The sequence below is a fragment of the Streptomyces sp. 3MP-14 genome, assembly GCF_006334905.2.
In the GTDB taxonomy this organism is placed as follows: domain Bacteria; phylum Actinomycetota; class Actinomycetes; order Streptomycetales; family Streptomycetaceae; genus Streptomyces; species Streptomyces triticirhizae.
In genome coordinates this window covers 20,539-37,954 of sequence record NZ_VDLZ02000020.1, presented here as the reverse complement: position 1 = coordinate 37,954, position 17,416 = coordinate 20,539, and the positions used below count along the sequence as shown (strand labels likewise).

Annotated in this window: 14 protein-coding genes; 6 read left to right on the top strand and 8 right to left on the bottom strand. The window is 74.1% G+C overall.

The window, feature by feature from the left end; genetic code table 11:
- Positions 1-51: 51 nt before the first annotated feature.
- From FH609_RS27435 to FH609_RS27425, 3 genes are all read left to right on the top strand, one after another.
- Positions 52-1,449 (top strand): PA2928 family protein, encoded by a 1,398-nt coding sequence (locus tag FH609_RS27435; protein ID WP_139673412.1) that lies wholly within the window; start codon positions 52-54, stop codon positions 1,447-1,449.
- A gap of 106 nt (positions 1,450-1,555) precedes the next feature.
- The gene (locus FH609_RS27430) at positions 1,556-2,335 is read left to right on the top strand and encodes a hypothetical protein (RefSeq protein ID WP_139673409.1); all 780 of its coding nucleotides are present in this window, start codon (positions 1,556-1,558) and stop codon (positions 2,333-2,335) included.
- Positions 2,336-2,440: 105 nt separating this feature from the next.
- Positions 2,441-3,400 (top strand): ABC transporter substrate-binding protein, encoded by a 960-nt coding sequence (locus tag FH609_RS27425; protein ID WP_139673405.1) that lies wholly within the window; start codon positions 2,441-2,443, stop codon positions 3,398-3,400.
- 1,243 nt (positions 3,401-4,643) lie between these two features.
- On the opposite strand, the gene FH609_RS27420 is transcribed toward FH609_RS27425, so the two are convergent.
- Positions 4,644-5,612: a sugar phosphate isomerase/epimerase family protein gene (locus FH609_RS27420; protein WP_139673402.1), complete on the bottom strand. Its 969-nt coding sequence runs from the start codon at positions 5,610-5,612 to the stop codon at positions 4,644-4,646.
- 315 nt (positions 5,613-5,927) lie between these two features.
- On the opposite strand from FH609_RS27420, the gene FH609_RS27415 reads away from it, so the two are divergent.
- From FH609_RS27415 to FH609_RS27405, 3 genes are all read left to right on the top strand, one after another.
- On the top strand, positions 5,928-7,427 hold the full coding sequence (locus FH609_RS27415; RefSeq protein WP_193318081.1) for a beta-N-acetylhexosaminidase: 1,500 nt from the start codon (positions 5,928-5,930) through the stop codon (positions 7,425-7,427).
- A gap of 202 nt (positions 7,428-7,629) precedes the next feature.
- Complete coding sequence (gene gdhA / locus FH609_RS27410) at positions 7,630-8,973, top strand: NADP-specific glutamate dehydrogenase (protein ID WP_139673396.1); 1,344 nt, start codon at positions 7,630-7,632, stop codon at positions 8,971-8,973.
- Between the two features lie 102 nt (positions 8,974-9,075).
- Complete coding sequence (locus FH609_RS27405) at positions 9,076-9,582, top strand: DinB family protein (protein ID WP_139673393.1); 507 nt, start codon at positions 9,076-9,078, stop codon at positions 9,580-9,582.
- Positions 9,583-9,700: 118 nt separating this feature from the next.
- Here FH609_RS27405 and FH609_RS27400 read toward each other — a convergent pair whose 3' ends face one another.
- The 7 genes from FH609_RS27400 to FH609_RS27370 form a co-directional block, all read right to left on the bottom strand.
- Positions 9,701-10,078, bottom strand: a complete 378-nt coding sequence (locus tag FH609_RS27400; RefSeq protein ID WP_139673390.1) for a peptidoglycan-binding domain-containing protein — start codon at positions 10,076-10,078, stop codon at positions 9,701-9,703.
- A gap of 128 nt (positions 10,079-10,206) precedes the next feature.
- Positions 10,207-11,004 (bottom strand): class I SAM-dependent methyltransferase, encoded by a 798-nt coding sequence (locus tag FH609_RS27395; protein WP_139673387.1) that lies wholly within the window; start codon positions 11,002-11,004, stop codon positions 10,207-10,209.
- A complete protein-coding gene (locus tag FH609_RS27390) occupies positions 11,004-12,593 on the bottom strand; it encodes a class I adenylate-forming enzyme family protein (protein WP_226961995.1) in 1,590 nt (529 codons plus the stop codon). Before FH609_RS27390 ends, FH609_RS27395 begins: the two co-directional genes overlap by 1 nt.
- A 35-nt stretch (positions 12,594-12,628) precedes the next feature.
- On the bottom strand, positions 12,629-13,999 hold the full coding sequence (locus FH609_RS27385; RefSeq protein WP_226961994.1) for a protoporphyrinogen/coproporphyrinogen oxidase: 1,371 nt from the start codon (positions 13,997-13,999) through the stop codon (positions 12,629-12,631).
- Positions 13,996-14,997, bottom strand: coding sequence for a UbiA family prenyltransferase (locus FH609_RS27380; RefSeq protein ID WP_139673384.1), 1,002 nt, complete (start codon positions 14,995-14,997; stop codon positions 13,996-13,998). The genes FH609_RS27385 and FH609_RS27380 overlap by 4 nt, the downstream gene beginning before the upstream one ends.
- Positions 14,994-16,202, bottom strand: a complete 1,209-nt coding sequence (locus FH609_RS27375; RefSeq protein ID WP_139673382.1) for a DegT/DnrJ/EryC1/StrS family aminotransferase — start codon at positions 16,200-16,202, stop codon at positions 14,994-14,996. Before FH609_RS27375 ends, FH609_RS27380 begins: the two co-directional genes overlap by 4 nt.
- On the bottom strand, positions 16,199-17,401 hold the full coding sequence (locus FH609_RS27370; RefSeq protein WP_139673379.1) for a DegT/DnrJ/EryC1/StrS family aminotransferase: 1,203 nt from the start codon (positions 17,399-17,401) through the stop codon (positions 16,199-16,201). The genes FH609_RS27375 and FH609_RS27370 overlap by 4 nt, the downstream gene beginning before the upstream one ends.
- Between the last annotated feature and the right edge of the window lie 15 nt (positions 17,402-17,416).

Genomic DNA, 17,416 nt, shown 5'->3' with positions numbered 1-17,416 from the left:
CCGGCCCCGCGACGGTGGGACTCCCCACAGCCGAACGAGAGGAGCGGGGAGATGCGGTACCGAACGGACCCGGGCAGCAACGGCGGGCGGATCAGCTCCCCCTACGGCACCCCCGACCACCCGCGCTGGCCCGACGCGCGGCGGCGGCGCGGCCTCGGCGCGTTCATGTTCCTGGGGCTGCCGGTCGGCATCGCGGCCGTCGTGCTCGGCGGGATGGCCGCGCAACACCAGGAGCCCACCATCACTCTCCAGCCGGGGATGGGCCTGGCGGTCACGCCCGCCCGGCAGTTGGCGCTCGTGCCCTACGAACGCGACGGCGAGGCCGGCCTGTTCGGCATGTTCGGCGGCGACTTCTGGCAGACCCGGCTGGCGGCCGTCGACCTGGCCAGCGGGGAACGGGCGTGGGACGTCCGGCTCTCCGGCGAACTCCTCTGGGAGGCAACGGTGTTGGTCGCCGGCGACACCCACGCCTATCTGGCCACGGACGACGGGCTGATGATCGTCGCGCTGGCGGACGGCTCGGTGGCGGTGCGCCCCGACGAGGTGCCCGGGCTCGGCCGGGACCACATCGCCTCGCCGGCGGCCTACGGCTACGACAGCGTCCGCGACGCGGTCGTCGCGATGGACGTCCAGGGCGACTACCACACCATCCCGGTCGGCGAGTTGGCCGCCTCGCCCGCCGACCGGGAGACCGCCGCCGCCTGGTCCGGCCGGCTGCGCGAGGGGCCCCTGACACAGGACGCGGAGGCGGTGACCGCCGAGACGGCCTCCGCCGGCGAGGCCGGCTCGCTCGCCCTGCGGCCCACCGAGGTCGGCGCGCCCAGCGCGACCCTGGTCCTCACCGACCCCGAGGGCCGCGAACGCGAGCTGGGCGGCGGCCCGTTGCGCGAGCCGGAGATCCTGCTGGCCGGCGGCACCCGGGTGGCCACGGCCGAGCCGGTGCTGGTGGAGGTCGACACCTCGCTCACGGTCGAGGAGTTCTCCCTGGAGATCGAGGAGTTGATCGCCGGCGGCCTGCCCGACGAGGTGGCCGCGCAGCTCCAGCGGCAGCTGGACGAGGCCCTGGCCGGCGAGGCCGCCGGGCTACCCGACCTCTCCGCGCTGCTGGGCGGGTACGACGGCGGGGTCAACGAGGACGACGGTGCCCCGCAGCTGCTGGCGCTGGGCGCCGACCGGGGCCGGGTGGTGGTGCAGGAGGCGGCCGACGCGGTCGGCGAGCGCTACCGGATCACCGTGTTCTCCCTGGACACCGGCGAGGTCGTCGACCGCCACACCGTGACCGCCGAGTCCGGCCACGCCCTGACCGCGTCCTCCGGCGTCAGCGTGCTGCCCGTCGCCTCCGAGGAGTCCGAGTTCGGCCGGCACGACGCCCTGCTGCTGCTCCGCCCCGACGGCTCGCTGAACGAGGTGCCGGTCGGCGGAACGGACCTCCTCGGCAACCTCACCTGACCCGGCGCACCCGTCCGGCATCCCGAGCACCGAACCCCGAGCACTGAACCCCGCGTACCCCGCGTACCCCGCGAACCCCGAGCACCCCGTTCCAGGAGGAATCGACATGAAGTACATCGGCTGGCTCACCTGCGCCATCGCCCTCGCGCTCTGCGTCCCCTACGTCCTCACCGGCCTCAACTCCGAGGAGTCCATGCCGTGGCTGAACGGCTGGCTCGTCGGGCCGATGCTGCTCGTCTTCTTCGTTCCCTCGATGCTGTCCGTGGGGCGGCTGATGGACGGCGCCTCCGGCTCCCGCCCGGCCAGGGAGTTCCGTGACGCGCCCATCGGCATCGGCACCGTGGTCGGCATGGACCGCACCGGGCTGACCGTCAACGACGCCCCGCAGATGGACATCCTGCTCGACGTGGACACCCTGGACGGCCAGTCGTTCCGTGGCGTGGCGCGGCAGTTGGTGGACCTCAGCGAGCTGGCCCTGATCCGGCCCGGCACCGTGCTGCCGGTCCGCTACCGGCCGGGCAGCACCGACGGCCGGGTGGCCATCGCGGCCGACGCCCCGCCCGAGGAGATGCAGGACGCGATGAACCGGGTGCGGCTGGCCAAGGGCGAGATCACACCCAAGCAGCTGCGGATCGCGGAGAACGGCTTCGAGACCAGGGCCGTGGTCCTCACCTCCCGCCCCACGGGCGAGATCAGGGGTCAGCACGCCGTGATCGCCTACACCCTCAGGGTCACCCGCCCCGACGGCTCCACCTTCGACATCGAGCAGGCCAAGCCGATGCCGCCGTCCGTCGTCCCGCACGTCCAGCCGGGCATGGTGGTCCGCGCCCAGTACCTGCCGCACGACGAGTCGGAGGTGCTGGTCATCACCCCGGCCAACGCCTGAACGACGTTCCGGCCCGATCGATGGGGATTCCGGGCCGAGGCTGGGCAGGTATAGGGGCTGGGCAGGTGGAGGCAACACCCCAACGACGACGAGGAGGGGCGGCCCATGACGAGGGAGCCGGGTACCGAGGGCGCGAACGCCGACGAGGCGAACGGCCGGGACGGCGGCTGGGAGTTCCGGGACGACCGGGGGGCGCGGGTGGTCGCCGCGCGACCGCCCCGCAGGGTCGTCGCCTACACCCAGGTCGCCGCCGCGCTCTGGGACGAGGGCGTGCGCCCGCTGGGGCACTTCGGCTCCCTGCACGACGGCGAGGCGCCCGACCCGGCCAAGTCGGGCCTGCTGCCGCTGGACGAGGTGCCCTACTTCGGGCCGGGCGGCGCGCTGCGCGTCGACGAACTCCTGGCGGTCCGACCGGAGTTGCTGGTGGCCGTCACCTATGACGGCAAGCGGCTCTACGGGGTCGAGGAGCCGGTGGCCGAGGAGTTGGAGGCGCGGGTGCCCACGGTGGCGCTGGACGTCGGCCCGGGCCGGAGCCTGGCCGAGGTCACCGGCCGACTGGCCGCGCTGGCACGGGCGTTGGGCGCCGAGGCGGGCGCGCCGGCCGACGAGCGGGCCCGCCGGCTGACGGCCGCCCGCGAGCGGCTGCGGCGCGCGGCCGCTGCCGCGCCCGAGGCGCGGGTGTTGGCGCTCTCGCCGGCCGGGGCCGACGCGGCCTATCTGGCGCGCGCCACGGCCTGGCCCGACCTGCGGGCCCTGGCCGAGCACGGGGTGGCGCTGGCCACCCCGCCCGAGGGCCCCGGCGCCAACTGGGCCACCGGCGACTGGGCCGACGCGGCCGCGCTGTCCCCGGCCATCGTGCTCAGCGACGTGCGGGGGAACGCGGCCAGGCCGGACGTGTTCCAGGACAACGACGGCTGGCGCGCGCTGAGTTCGGCCGCCACGGTGCTGCCCTGGAACCCGGAGCTGCCACCCAGCGCGCTGGCCCAGGCCCGGTTCTACGAGGCGGTGGCCGAGGCCCTGGAGGCCCTGGAGCCGCTGGAGGCGCTGCCGCGCGGGGCCGGGTAGGGCCTCGCTTCTGGATCTTCGTGGTGCGGGTGGTGGTGGGTGGGTGCGGGGTTTGTCTGCGGGCCGGTGGCCGGTGCGGGGCAGCCCGACTGGTCGCCGTCCCTCGACGAGACGCGCCCACAGGGGTGGAAGGCTCTGGCGCGGGCTACTACGCCGGGCCTAGATGGCGCACGATCGGCCGGGTGCGGGCGTAACGAATGCCGGCAGGAGGCTGGCTGGGAAGGGGGGCGCGGCTTCCGGGGGGTGGGGTTCGTTGCCGCCAGGGGTGGTCGGGAATGGCGGTGCGTGCCCTCCGGGCGCAGGGACCGCGCCGAGTTCGAGGGTCGTTTGGTGGGTGGGGGCGTGCGTAGCGCGCACCGGCTTCGCCGGCCTGCCCCGGCATGTCGCCCGTCTCGGACGTGACCGATCGTCGGGCGACTGAAAGGGGACGGCCCTCGCCACTCCACTCCGCCGGCAGGACGGGGCGCCGGTTAACGACCTCGCTGCCGCGCGAACATCGCCTGCCGTCTTGGTAGTCCGCGGGCCGTCGACTTCCGAAGGCGGGCGCGCCGGGGGGTGGGGGACCTTTTTTCTAGGTGCCCGTTTGGAAGTGAACAGATCGTTCAACTCTAGACGGGCACCTATTGAAAGGGGCCCCCACCCCCTGCCCGGAAGTCGACAAGGCGCGGACTATCCCACCGGCAGGCGTTGTTCGCGCGGCAGCGTGGTCGTTGACCGTTGCTCCGTCCTGCCAGCGGAGTGGAGTGGCGAGGGCCGTCCCCTTTCAGTCGTCCGACGATCGGCCACATCCGAGACGGGCGACATGCCGGGGCAGGCCGGCGAAGCCGGTGCGCGCCACGCACGCCCCCAGCGGCCAACCGGCCCCCGAACAAGCCGCAGTCCCCGCGCCCGGAGGGCACGGTCGCCATCACCCACCACCCCTGGCGGCAACGAACTCCACCTCCCGGAAGCCGCGCCCCCCTTCCCAGCCAGCCTCCTGCCGGCATTCGTTACGCCCGCACCCGGCCGATCGTGCGCCATCTAGGCCCGGCGTAGTAGCCCGCGCCAGAGCCTCCACCCCTGTGAGCGCGTCTCGTCGAGGGACGGCGACCAGTCGGGCTGCCCCGCACCGGCCACCGGCCCGCAGACAAACCCCGCACCCAACACCACCACCCGCACCCACCCCAACCCCGCCCCAGAACACGCCGCCGGCCGTGGGGCGTTCACCCCACGGCCGGTCAACATTCCACGCAGTCACGCCCGTTCAGCAGCTGAGGTTCCGCAGATAGGAGTAACCGACGTCGGCGCTGTGCAGCGGCGTGACGTCCGGGGTGTCGTTCTCGACGATGTACTCCTCCACCCGGTGGGCGCGGAAGATCCGGGGGAAGTCGATCATCCCGGTGCCCGGGTCCGCCATGTCGCCGGTCTCCGGGTCGCGGTCCTTGACGTGGAACTGCCGCACCCGCTGCGGGGCCGACCTGATGACGTCGATGGTGAACCGCTCCGGGTCGTCCACCCCGTCGCCGCTCTCGATGCCGCCGGTCACCGCCCAGTAGATGTCGATCTCCAGGTGCACCAGGCGCGGGTCAAGCTCGGAAGTGAGGATCTCCCAGGGCGTCAGCCCGCCGCCGAGGTCGGTGGTGAACTCGTGCGCGTGGTTGTGGTAGCCGTAGCGCAGCCCGTACCGGCGGGCCTTCTCGGCCTCGTGGTTCATCTGCTCGGCCCAGCGGCGCCAGTCGTCGGCGACCTCGGAGGAGAGCCACGGCACGTTGATATAGGACTGGCCCAGCTCGCGGGCGTCCCGCAGCTTGGTCTTCAACGCCTCCTCGTCGGCGCTGATGTCGTTGTGGCTGGACGTGGCGCGGATGCCCAACGCGCGGTAAAACGCCCGCAGTTCCTTGGCGGTGCGGCCGAAGAAGCCGAGCGCCTGCTCGACCCTGGGGTAGCCGTAGTCCGCTATCTGCCGCAGCGACTCGTCGAAGCCCGGCTCCCCGTTGAGGGCGTCGCGCACGGTGTAGAGCTGGATGCTGATGCGGTCCTTCGGCACCCGCACCCGGCCCCAGCCGTGGCGGGGGCTCGCCTGGGCGGCCGGCGCGGTGGCGACGCCGGTGGCGAGGGCGCCGGCGCCCAGCGCCCCGAGCGCGGCGCCGCGCAGCAGGTTGCGTCTGCTGGTGCCGGCGCGCCCGGCGCGCGCCATCGCGAGGGCCTTCTCGTCGTTCAGTCCGTAACACATGGGCGGTGTCCTGCCGTTCTGCGAGGTGCGGTTCTTCGTCGGACTTCGAAGGGCGGGACGCCTGCACCGCGCTCGCCACGGCGGACAACGTAGAAACGACTTTGCGCACAGTCAAGAGAAAGTTCCGCCTGGGATGGTCAAAGTGCCGTCGTCTAGCGACCGTTCCGCGCGTAAGCCCTCCTCGGCGGGCCCCGAGGCCCCCGAGGCCCCCCGGGTGGCACCTTGGCACCACCCCCCGGGCCGGTTAGCGTCGATGAGGCCCGCGTCGATGAGGCCCTACGAGATCAACGTACGAGATCAACGGGAGTGCGACACGTGACGGAAGAGCCGCAGAGCGCCAGCAGCAGCACCGGCCAGAGCGTCGGCGACAGCCCCGACCCCACGCCGGCCCTGGTGCCCAGGCCCCTCTCACTCCGGCTGCGCCCGGACGCGTTCTGGACCGCCGGCCCGGAGGCCGGGGTGCGCGGACCCGCCGAAGTCGCCGCGCTGGCCCGGGAGTTGCTGGACCTGACCGGCTCGGGCCCCGGCGTCGAGCTGACCCTGGTGGACGACGGCGGGCTCGGCGAGGAGGGCTACCGGCTGACCGTCGACGACAGCGGCGCCCGCGCCTTCGCCGCCACCGCGACCGGGCTGGTCTGGGCCGTCCAGACCCTCCGCCAACTGCTGCGCGAACGGCGCCTGCCGCACGGGGAGATCGTGGACCGCCCCCGCTACGCCTGGCGCGGCTCGCTGCTGGATGTGGCCCGGCACGCCCACCCGCTGCCGTTCCTCTATCGCTATGTCGACCTGCTGTCGCTGCACAAGCTCAACACCCTCCACCTTCACCTCACCGACGACCAGGGCTGGCGGTTCGAGGTCAAGCGCTATCCGAAGCTGACCGAGATCGGCGGCTTCCGCACCGGCTCGATGATCGGCCACAACCGGGACGGCCGCCGCGACGACGTTCTGCACGGCGGCAGCTACACCCAGGCCGAGCTGCGCGACCTGGTCGGCTACGCGGCCCGGCGCGGGGTGCGGATCATGCCGGAGATCGACGCGCCAGGGCACATGCAGGCGGCGATCTCCGCCTACCCCTGGCTGGGCAACCGCCCCGACCGGCAGCTCCCGGTCCGGGTCGAGTGGGGCATCTCCCGCCATGTCCTCAACGCCCGTGAGCGCACGGTGGAGTTCGTCCGCGACGTGCTGGACGAGTTGGTGGACGTCTTCCCGTTCGAGTTCGTCCACATCGGCGGCGACGAGGTGCCCGCCCACGAGTGGCTGGCCAGCCCCGAGGCGCGGGAGCGGGCGGCGGCCGAGCGGCTTGCCGGCCCCGAGGAGCTGCTGGGCTGGTGGTCCCGCCGGCTGGCCAGCCACCTGGCCGGCCACGGCCGCCGGGTCGCGGTCTGGGACGAGCTGATCGAGCAGGGCGTCCCCGAGGGCGCGGTGATCTTCGCCTGGCAGAACGACGAGCGGGTCGGCCTGGCCGAGCGCGGCGGCCACGAGCTGGTGGCCGTTCCCCAGCAGCACACCTATCTGGACTACGCGGAGAGCGACGCCCCCGACGAGCCGCTGGCCATCGGCGGCGGGCTGCCGCTGTCCAAGGTCTACTCCTACCGACCGCCGAAGTCGGCCCTCGGCGTCCAGGGCCAGCTGTGGAGCGAGTACCTGCCCACGCCGGCCGCCGTGGAGTGGCGGGCCTTCCCGCGCCTGGCGGCCATCGCCGAGATCGGCTGGACGGCGGAGGACGAGCGTGACCCGGCCGACTTCGAACGCCGCCTGCGCGGCCACCTCCCGCTGCTGGACGAGCTGAACGTGGGCTACCGCCCGCTGAGGTGACCCCGCCCCGAACCGCCCCCGGGGCGGCCTTCTCCCCTCCGACCTGGCTGTATACAGTGGCCGAGATTGATCGGTCGCCCAGGCAACGGAGCCTGGCAGGCACAGTACGGCGCACCGTGCCAGGCTCGAAGCCGCACGGTCCGCCCTCATCGGCCGCCCCGGGGGCGGTCCGGCGATGCCAGGACAGGAGTGGGAAGACGCCATGCCGTTGCACGAGAAGTCAGAGGCCATCTACGCGGAGGTGCTCGCGCGCAACCCGGGTGAGGACGAGTTCCACCAGGCCGTCCGCGAGGTGCTGGAGAGCATCGGCCCCGTCCTCGGCAAGCACCCCCGCTACACCGAGTCCAAGATCGTCGCCCGCCTCTGCGAGCCCGAGCGGCAGATCATCTTCCGGGTGCCCTGGGAGGACGACAAGGGCGAGATCCACATCAACCGGGGCTTCCGCGTCGAGTTCAACAGCACCCTCGGCCCCTACAAGGGCGGCCTGCGCTTCCACCCCTCCGTGCGGCTGGGCACCGTCAAGTTCCTCGGCTTCGAGCAGATCTTCAAGAACGCGCTCACCGGCCTGCCCATCGGCGGCGGCAAGGGCGGCGCCGACTTCGACCCCAAGGGCCGCTCGGACCGCGAGGTGATGCGGTTCTGTCAGAGCTTCATGACCGAACTCCACCGCCACATCGGCGAGTACACCGACGTCCCGGCCGGCGACGTCGGCGTCGGCGGCCGCGAGATCGGCTACCTCTTCGGCCAGTACAAGCGCATCACCAACCGCTACGAGTCCGGCGTCCTCACCGGCAAGGGCCTCACCTACGGCGGCGCCCAGGTCCGCGCCGAGGCCACCGGCTACGGCTGCGTCTTCTTCGTCCAGGAGATGCTGCTGGCCAGGGGCGACTCGCTGGACGGCAAGACCGTCGTCGTCTCCGGCTCGGGCAACGTCGCGATCTACGCCATAGAGAAGGCCCACCAGCTCGGCGCCCGCGTCGTCGCCTGCTCCGACTCCGGCGGCTATGTCCACGACCCCAAGGGCATCGACGTCGCGCTGCTGAAGGAGATCAAGGAGCAGCGCAGGGAGCGGCTGACCGCCTACGCGGAGGCCGTGCCCGACGCCCGCTATGTCGCCGGCCGGCAGGTCTGGGAGGTGCCGTGCGAGGTGGCGATGCCCTGCGCCACCCAGAACGAGATCACCGGCAAGGAGGCCGCCGCGCTGGTGAGGAACGGCTGCGTCGCGGTCGGCGAGGGCGCCAACATGCCCACCACGCCCGAGGGCATCCGGATCTTCCAGGACGCCGGCCTCGCCTACGGCCCCGGCAAGGCCGCCAACGCCGGCGGCGTCGCCACCTCCGCGCTGGAGATGCAGCAGAACGCCTCCCGCGACTCCTGGAGCTTCGACTACTCCGAGCAGCGACTCCAGGACATCATGCGCGGCATCCACGCCAGCTGCGCCGAGACGGCCGACGAGTACGGGATGCCGGGCAACTACGTGGCCGGCGCCAACATCGCCGCCTACACCAAGGTCGCCGACGCGATGCTCTCGCTCGGCCTGATCTGACGGTCCCGACACGAGGCCCGGGCCGGTCCTGGCCGGTCCCGGTCGGTCCCGGCGGGAAAACGACATGCGCGGCCCGGCGCCGCGCCGGTAGCGTCCCCGCGCATGTCGTCTCCTCGTCAACGCCCGCCCCTCGTCGCGGACGAACGCACCCAACTGCTCGGCTGGCTCGACCTCCAGCGGGACATCTGCCGCTGGAAGACCGACGGCCTCGACGAGGACCAGGCGCACCGCGCGGTGCTGCCCTCCTCGCCGCTGATGACCGCCGCCGGTGTCCTCTCCCATCTGCGCTGGGTGGAACACGCCTGGTTCGAGGTGATCTTCCTGGGCGGCTCCTCGGCCGACAACCCGCAGTTCCTGGACGAGCCCGAGGACGCCGACATGCTGGTGGCGGACGTCCCGCTCGCCCGGCTCGTCGAGGAGTACCAGCGGCAGTGCGCCCGCTCCGACGAGATCGTCGCCGCGCACTCCCTGGACGACATCGCCCGGCATCCGGACCGGCAGCCGAGCCTGCGCTGGATACTGCTCCACCTGCTGGAGGAGACCGCCCGGCACGCCGGCCACCTGGACGCCATCCGCGAACTGGTCGACGGCCGCCTCGGCTACTGGTGACCCCCACGACGAGGGGGCCCCGCCCCGGGAACCGTTCACGGCTCCCGGGCCGAGGCCCCTCGAACCCCCCGGCGGACAACGGCCGTTGACCCCGACCGTCACCCGCGCGTCGGTGGGGTCACGCGTAGCGGAGCCAGGACCAGGTGACGGGCCCGACGACTCCGTCATCGTCGATGCGGACGTCGTTCTGGAAGGCCCGCACTGCACTCCGGGTGTAGTCGCCGAAGTGCCCGTCGACTCCGGAGGGGCCGAGGTTGTAGCCCATCAAGTCCAGGATGCACTGGGCCTCCCGGACGGTGTTCCCCGTCGAGCCGTAGCCGATGGTGGGCGGCGTGGTGCGGTTGTCCCAGCCGCAGTACCAAAGGGCCCCAATATCAGTGGCCCCCGCCCGGGTGTCCGTGGCGGCGGCGGCCGGGCTGGTGGTCATCGCGGCGGTGCCGGCGGCCAGGGCCGTCGTCGCGAGGACGGCGGCGGCTATGCGGCGAATGCGCTGCATGTCAGGTTCCCCTCCCTGTGGTTGGTGCTGTCCCCTCGATTGTGGGAGTGTCCCGCCGTGGTGTCTTTGTCGCTCCGTGCCAGGGAGTTCGCGCTTTGCGCCAACCCCGAGAAGGCGCGCCGGGCCGCTCAGCCCGCCCTGCGGCCCTGCACCGAGTAGAGAACGCTGGAGCAGGCCCGGAACGTCGGGTCCGTCATCAGCGCGCGCACGCGCTCCAGCTCCGCCTCGGTCATCCCGGCCGCCAGCAGCCGTTCCCGCAGGTGGTGGGTGTGGTGGAGCTGGAGGCCCAGGCTCGCCGACTCGGGGGTGCGCAGCTCGACATGGGGGCGTGGGTCGATCTCGACCAGCCCGGCGGCCCGCATCGCGCGCGCCACCTCCCGGCCCCATTCCGGGTGCGCCCCGGCCGCGCGCAGCGCCGCCGCCTTGGCCGCCAGGAACTTCCGGTAGAGCCGTTCGGCCGCCGCGTCCGGCGCCAGCAGCGGCGGCTCGTAGGAGACGTCGAACTCGTCGACCTGGAGCCAGCCGCCGGGCGCCAGCGCCCGGGCGAGCCGGGCCAGCACCGCCTCACGCTCCGGCAGGTGTTGCAGCACCAGGCGCGCCACGATCAGGTCGAACTCCCCGTCCGGCAACGGGTCGTTCACGATGTCGTGGGTCAGATAGACCACGCCGGGCGGGGCCGGGGAGGTCGGCGGCGTCAGGTCGGTGGCCAGCACCTCGCCGCCGGGCGCGACCCGTTCCGCGAGCCAGCGCGCGACCGAGCCGCCGCCCGTGCCCACCTCCAGGCAGCGCCAGCCCCGGGTCACGCCGGTGGCGGCCAGCCGGGGCAGCGTCACCGGGTCGTAGGCGGCGGACAGCCAGCCGTGCTGCCCGCCAAGGAACGCCGGGTGCGGCGGGAACGCGTAGCCGGGGGCGCTCGCCGTGGTCATCAGGTCCACCGCCCGGTGCCGGCCGCGTCCGGCCGGCCGGTCAGCTGCTCCAGCAGCGCGTGCCGCCGCACCTTGCCGGTGCCGGTGCGCGGGATCGACGCCTCGGCGCGCCCCACCGGCTCGGCCAGCGGCGGCAGGTCCTCGACCGCCCGCTTGAACTCCGTCGCGTCAAAGGTGCCGTCCGCCGTCACCAGCACCGGCAGCGGGTCGCCGCCCGGCGGGGTGAGCACCACGCACTCGGACAGCCACGGCAGCCGGTCCTCCAGCACGTCCTCCAGCGTCAGGCAGCTCAGCCCGGGCGCGTGGTCCACCTCGCGGTCCAACAGCCGCACCGCGCCGGTGCGGTCGCGGACCCCGACGTCGCCGGTGTTCCACCAGCCGTCGTGGTCCTTGGCACGCCAGCGTTCCTCCTCGCCGAGGTAGCCGGGCGCCCTGGCGCCGGTCCTGGCCAGCAGCAGCCCGGCCCGCCCGGGCGGCAGCGGCGCGAAGGTATCCGGGTCGACGACCCGCAGCCGCGTCCTGAACGGCACCGGGCGCCCCAGGTCGCGCGCGTCCACCTCGCCGGCGCCGCGCAGCGAACGGCGGGTGTGGAAGCGGAAGGTGAGCGGCCCGGTCTCCGTCTGGCCCCAGCCCTGCATCCACACCGCGCCCCGCTGCCGGGTCGCGCCGAGGAACGCCCGCAGCGTCGGCGGATGCACCGCGTCATAGGTGGAGACGAACAGCCGCACCCGGCGGAACGGCTGGTCGAGCCGGCCGGTCAGCGGCCGCAGCCGGTTGTAGACCGAGGGCAGCGCCTCCAGCACGGTCGGCGGGTGGTCGCGCAGGAACAGGTCCGCCTCCTCGGGCGCGTGCCGGGTGAGGATGGCGATCTCCCGGGGCGCCAGGCACAGCACGCTCGCCGTCCAGCAGAACGTCCGCCCGTGCGCGTAGGAGCTGGCGTTGACCACGGTGTCCTCGCGCCGCACCCCGATCCTGGGGTAGCGGAACGTCTCGAACCTGGCCAGCTTGTGGATGATGGTCCGCGTCGTGTGCGCCACCAGCTTGGGCACGCCCGTGGTGCCCGAGGTGTGGTTGATGACCAGCGGCGCGTCCGGGTCGCGCCGCCTCGGCCCGGGCGCGGTGGCGCCCCGCACCTCGTCGACGAGGGTCGCGCCATCGGCCGGGGCGTCCAACACCACGGTGCGCTCGGCGCGTTGGGCCGGATCGACGCCGTCCGCGCGGTGCCGCTCCAGCAGCGCGGCGGTGGCCACCAGCAGCCGGGGCCGCAGCCTCGCCAGCAGGGTGGCCAGCGGCTCGGCGGCCAGGTGCGCGGAGAGCTGCGCCGGCACCGCGCCCAGCCGGACGGCGGCGCAGGCCAGCAGGTCGTAGTCCCAGTGGTTGTCCTTGACGATGGCCACCCGGTCCCGCGCCCGCACCCCGGCGGCGGCGAGCCAGCCGGCGGTCTCCTCGACCAGCGCGGCCAGTTGGGCCAGGTCATACGCTATGCCCCCGGCTCCCGGCAGGTCGAAGGGCCGGTCCAGATGGACCACGGTGGCCCCGCCCCGGCTGGCACACTCCTCGAAGAGCGTCCCCATGTCATCGGGTCGCAACGGTGAACTCCTCCTGCTCGGCGTTCGGTTGACGGTCAGTCGGCGGACGGCACCAACGGCTGCTCGCCCGGCACCTCGCCGCCGAGGCGGGCCAGCACCCGGGCGGCGGCCAGCGCCGCCGAGCGCACCGCGCCCTCGCTCGCTGGCCGCAGCAGCACCCAGTCCCCGGCGTACTCGACCGGTCCTGGCGGCCGTTGGTGGAACGCGGCGCGGTGCCGCAGCGCCGCCGGCGTCGCCTCCGGCAGGCCGTGCGGGAAGGCGTGCACCCAGGCGTCGGTGCGGGCCGCGCGCAGCCCCGGGAGGAAGCGTTCCCCGGCCCTGGTCAGCCGCTCGACGACCTCCTCGCGGGGCGCGGTCAGCAGCGCCGGCAGCTGGCGCGGGCTGGCGATCAGGCTGACCAGGCCCCGGCCGGCCGGCACCCGGCCGGGGTGCTTGGCGTGGTCCAGCACCATCCCGGCGAGGGTGTCCTCCTCCGCCTCCGGGGTGAGCAGCACATAGAGCGAACGGCCGCCCCGGGGCGCCAGCGGGCGTTCCAGCGCGCAACTCACCTTCAGCATCGGCGAGAAGGAGCACGCCTGAAGGAACGTCCGTTCCGCGGCGGGGGCGTTGGCGTGCAGCTGCGCCGCGACCGGCGCCGGCACCGCGAGCACCACCGCGCGGGCGGTCAACGTGCGGCCGCCCACGTCGAGTTGGGCGTGGTCGCCGTCGGCGGCGACCCGTTCGACGGGGGTGCCGGTGACCACGTCGAGGCCGGCGGCCAGCCGGCGGGCCAGCAGGTCCATCCCGCCCCGGTAGGTGCGCCAGGCGGAGACCGGGCCGACCTCCCGCAGCAGGCTCACCGCGGGCGCGGCGCAGGACCTGGCCGGGTCCCAGCCGAAGAACGCGCCGGCCAGCGGCTGGAACAGGTGGGTCAGCAGCTCCGGGTGGTAGCGGCGGGCGAACTCCGTGACGGTCAGCGCGCCCAGCGGGCCCCGCTCCGGCCGGTCCGGGTCCAGCTCCCGGCTGTGGCGCGACATCCACAGCGAGAACCGCGCCACGTCCACGCGCGCCCGCGCCGACAGGCCCGCGCCGGTCAGCGGCGCCAGGCGCGAGCCCACGCCCGGGTGGGCGCGCCCGTCGCGCCACAGCCCGACCGCCCGGCCGATCGGCGGCACTTCCGGCGGGCGGACGCCCACCCGCCGCAGCAGCTGCCAGGTCGCCCGGTAGCCCTGCGCCGAGATCTGCTCGGCGCCCTCGTCGATGGTGAACCCGGCCCGCCGCAGCGTCCGCATCCGGCCGCCGACCCGGTCCAGCGCCTCGAAGACCCGCACCGAGCGCCCCGCGCGGCGCAGTTCGGCCGCCACGCTCAGCCCGGCGATCCCCGCGCCGACCACCGCCACGTCCAGGTCCGTCTCGCGTGCGCTCACGCCACCACCCCCGCGCCCAGCGCCAGGTTGACGCCGATCAGCAGCATGATCGCGACCCGGTGCGCGGTGAACCCGATCCGGCGGGCCCGCATGATGTCGCCCGCGACGAAGCCGGTGTGGAACTGCCGCGCGCGCAGCGCGGTCACCGGCAGCATCGCCAGCACGAACCACCAGGGCGCGACCCCGGCGAGCGAGGCGCCGGCGCCGACCGCGAACTCGCCCACGGACAGCGCCCCGACGAAGCGCGCGTTGCCCCGGGGCGAGACCAGCGCGGCCACCGTGCGCCGGCCCACGGCCCGGTCGCCCTCGATGTCGTTGGTGTTGGAGTACACCCCGAACAGCAGCGGCCCGCAGCCGAAGAGCACGCCCTGCACCAGCAGGAACCCGGAGAAGCCGCCGGTGACCAGCGCGTGCGGCGCCACCACCAGGCCCACGCCCAGGCCGCAGAGGAACACCTCCTGGAAGCCGTGGTAGCTGATCTTCAGCCCGTAGGAGTACTGGAGCGAGACCACCAGCAGCGCCGCCGTCACCAGCAGCGCCCAGCCGGGGCGGTGCGGCGCGAGGGCGACCGTCGCCGCCCAGAGCGCGGTGCCGAGCGCGGCGCAGCCCCAGGCGAACAGGTGCGCCTCGCGCAGCGTCAGGGTGCCGGCGACCAGCGGCTTGCGCAGCACGTTGCGCAGCGGGTGGTTCGGGCCGTAGTTGGCGGCGTCGCTGCCGTCGTGGTAGCCGGTGATGTCGTCGAGCGCCACCATCGCCATCACCACGAACACCTCGCCGACCAGGAACAGGCCCAGGACCAGCGCGGTCCTCGCCTCGAAGTCGGCCAGCGGCAGCAGCACGGCGGAGGCCGCCACCGCGATGCTCGGGTAGTAGTCGTAGACGTCCAGCTTGCCCAGCCGGGCGAAGGCGCGCGCCCGGCTCTCGGCGGGGCGGGCCGTGGGCCGGCCGGGCGGCTGGTCTCCGGCCCGGTCGGGGGCGTCGGTCAGGTCCTGGGTCATCGGGGGTTGGCCTCCGTGCGGCTCGCTGCGGGGGAACGGTCGGTGTCGTCGCCGAACTCCCGTATGTGCTCCGGGGTGCGACGTTCGACGAACCGCCACACGGCGTCGGCGACCCGCGCCACCTGCGCGTCGGTCAGCTCGGGGTAGAGCGGCAGGGACAGCATCCGGGCGGCCGCCGACTCGGCGACGGGCCACCGCCGCCCGGGCGGCGCGAACGGGCGGAACGCCGCGTGGTGCGGCAGGGCGCGCGGGTAGTAGACGTGGGTCTCGACGCCCTCGGCCCGCAGCTGGCCGGCCAGCCCCTCCCGGTCGTCGGCGAGCACCGTGTAGACATAGCCGCAGCGCCCGTCCCGGCCCGGCGGCGGGGCGATCACCCCGCGCCCGGCGAGCGGCGCGAGCAGCCGCGTGTAGGCGTCCACGAGGTGGGCGCGGCGCGCCAACCGGGCCGGCAGGCCGGGCAGTCGGTGCAGCTGGAGCCTGGCCTGGATCTCGTCGAACCGGCTGTTGTGTCCGACCAGCCGGTGGGTGAACCGTTCGCCCTCGCGCTGCCCGTGGTTGCGCAGCAGCCGTACCCGCGTGGCGAGTTCGGCGTCCCTGGTGACGACGACGCCACCCTCGCCCGGCATTCCGAACGTCTTGACCTGAACGAAGGAGTACACGCCCGCCTCGCCCCACAGCCCCGCAGGGGTGCCGGCCAGCACCGCGCCCTGCGCGACCGCCGAGTCCTCCATCAGCCGCAGCCCGCGCGCCGCCGCCAGCGCCCGCAGGCGCGGCATGTCGGCCATCGTCGAGAACAGGTGCGCCGGCACCAACGCCCGGGTGCGCGCGGTGATCTGGCGCTCCGCGTCCCCGGGGTCCAGGGTCAGGGTGACCGGGTCCACGTCGGCGAAGACCGGCGTGGCGCCCAGCGCCAGCGGGGCCGAGGCCAGCGGCGCGCAGCCCAGCGCCGGCACCACCACCTCGTCGCCGGGGCCCACGCCGAGCGCGGCGAGCGCCATGGTCAGCGCGCCGGTGCCGCTGCCGCAGGCCACCACGTGCGCCCCGTCGAGGTCCCGGGAGAGGGCGTCCTCCAGGGCCCGGGTGTGCTCGCCCAGGATGAAGCGCTGCTCCGGCGCGGTGCCCACCTCGTGGATCAGCCGCAGCGCGGTCGCCCGGTCCTCATCGAAGAGGCGGGGCGAGAAGAACGGCACCGGCTCCGCGCTCATCGGCCGCCCCCCGCGCGGTAGAACGCGGCGACCGCTTCGCAGACCCGACGCACCTGATCGTCCGTCAGATCCGGGTGGAACGGCAGCGCCAGCGCGTGCCGGCTGGCCGCCTCGGCGACCGGGAACGCGCCCTGCCCGTAACCGAGTTCGGCGAAGCACGGCTGGCGGTGCAGCGACCTGGGGTAGTAGGTCTCGGTGCCGATGCCGCGCGCGGCCAGGTGTGCGGCCAGCGCGTCGCGCCGCTCCACCTCCACCAGATAGACATAGAACACGCCCCGCTCGCCCGGGCCTTCGGAGTGCGGCTCGGGCAGCCGCCGCACCCCCGGCACATCGCGCAGCCGCTCGGTGTAGGCGGCGGCCAGCGCGGCGCGACGCTCGATCGCGCCGTCGAGATCGGGCAGCTTGGCCCGCAACACCGCCGCCTGGAAGTCGTCCATCTTGCTGTTGACCCCGGGCAGCGCCGTCTCGTTGGCGATGCCGGGGAAGTGCGCCAGCGTGCGGCCGTACCGCCCGTGGTGGCGCAGCGCGCCGACCGTGGCGGCGACCGCCGGGTCGTCGGTGAGGACGGCGCCGGCGTCGCCGATGGCGCCCAGGGTCTTGCTGGGGAAGAACGACAGCACCCCGCCGCGCCCGTGCAGCCCGGCGTGCACCCCGCGCTGCCGCATCCCGATGCCCTCGGCGCTGTCCTCGACCAGGGTCAGCCCGTGCCGCTCGGCGATCGCGCCGATCGCCGCCATGTCGGCCTGGGCGTGGAAGAGGTGGGTGGGCATCACCATGCGGCTCTCGGGGGTGATCGCCCGCTCCAGCGCGGCCGGGTCCATGGCGTAGCTCGCCGGCTCGACGTCCACGAACTGCGGCCGCCCGCCGGCCAGGACGACCGAGGAGGCGGTGGCGACGAACGAGTACGCCGGCACCAGCACCCCGTCGCCCGGCCGCAGCCCACAGGCGCGCAGCAGCAGCACCAGCGCGTCGGTGCCGCTGTTCACCCCGAGGACGAAGCCGGCGCCGGTGTAGGCGGCCAACTCCCGTTCCAGCGCGGCGACCTGGGCGCCGTGCGAGAACTTTCCGTCGTCGAAGACCTCGTTCAGCCGGTCCGCGATCGACGGCCAGAGCCGACGGAACGTGGCGGCCTGCGAGAAGAAGGCGACCTCTTCGCCGGTGTCCTCGGGTAATGCGAGCGGGGAATTCCTCGAAAGCAACGGAAGCCAGCCTGG

Bases quoted from the DNA above. Each gene is read 5' to 3' on its own strand.
- FH609_RS27435 (WP_139673412.1), top strand. From the start codon at position 52: ATGCGGTACCGAACGGACCCGGGCAGCAACGGCGGGCGGATCAGCTCC.
- FH609_RS27430 (WP_139673409.1), top strand. From the start codon at position 1,556: ATGAAGTACATCGGCTGGCTCACCTGCGCCATCGCCCTCGCGCTCTGC.
- FH609_RS27425 (WP_139673405.1), top strand. From the start codon at position 2,441: ATGACGAGGGAGCCGGGTACCGAGGGCGCGAACGCCGACGAGGCGAAC.
- FH609_RS27420 (WP_139673402.1), bottom strand. From the start codon at position 5,612: ATGTGTTACGGACTGAACGACGAGAAGGCCCTCGCGATGGCGCGCGCC.
- gdhA (WP_139673396.1), top strand. From the start codon at position 7,630: ATGCCGTTGCACGAGAAGTCAGAGGCCATCTACGCGGAGGTGCTCGCG.
- FH609_RS27405 (WP_139673393.1), top strand. From the start codon at position 9,076: ATGTCGTCTCCTCGTCAACGCCCGCCCCTCGTCGCGGACGAACGCACC.
- FH609_RS27400 (WP_139673390.1), bottom strand. From the start codon at position 10,078: ATGCAGCGCATTCGCCGCATAGCCGCCGCCGTCCTCGCGACGACGGCC.
- FH609_RS27395 (WP_139673387.1), bottom strand. From the start codon at position 11,004: ATGACCACGGCGAGCGCCCCCGGCTACGCGTTCCCGCCGCACCCGGCG.
- FH609_RS27380 (WP_139673384.1), bottom strand. From the start codon at position 14,997: ATGACCCAGGACCTGACCGACGCCCCCGACCGGGCCGGAGACCAGCCG.
- FH609_RS27375 (WP_139673382.1), bottom strand. From the start codon at position 16,202: ATGAGCGCGGAGCCGGTGCCGTTCTTCTCGCCCCGCCTCTTCGATGAG.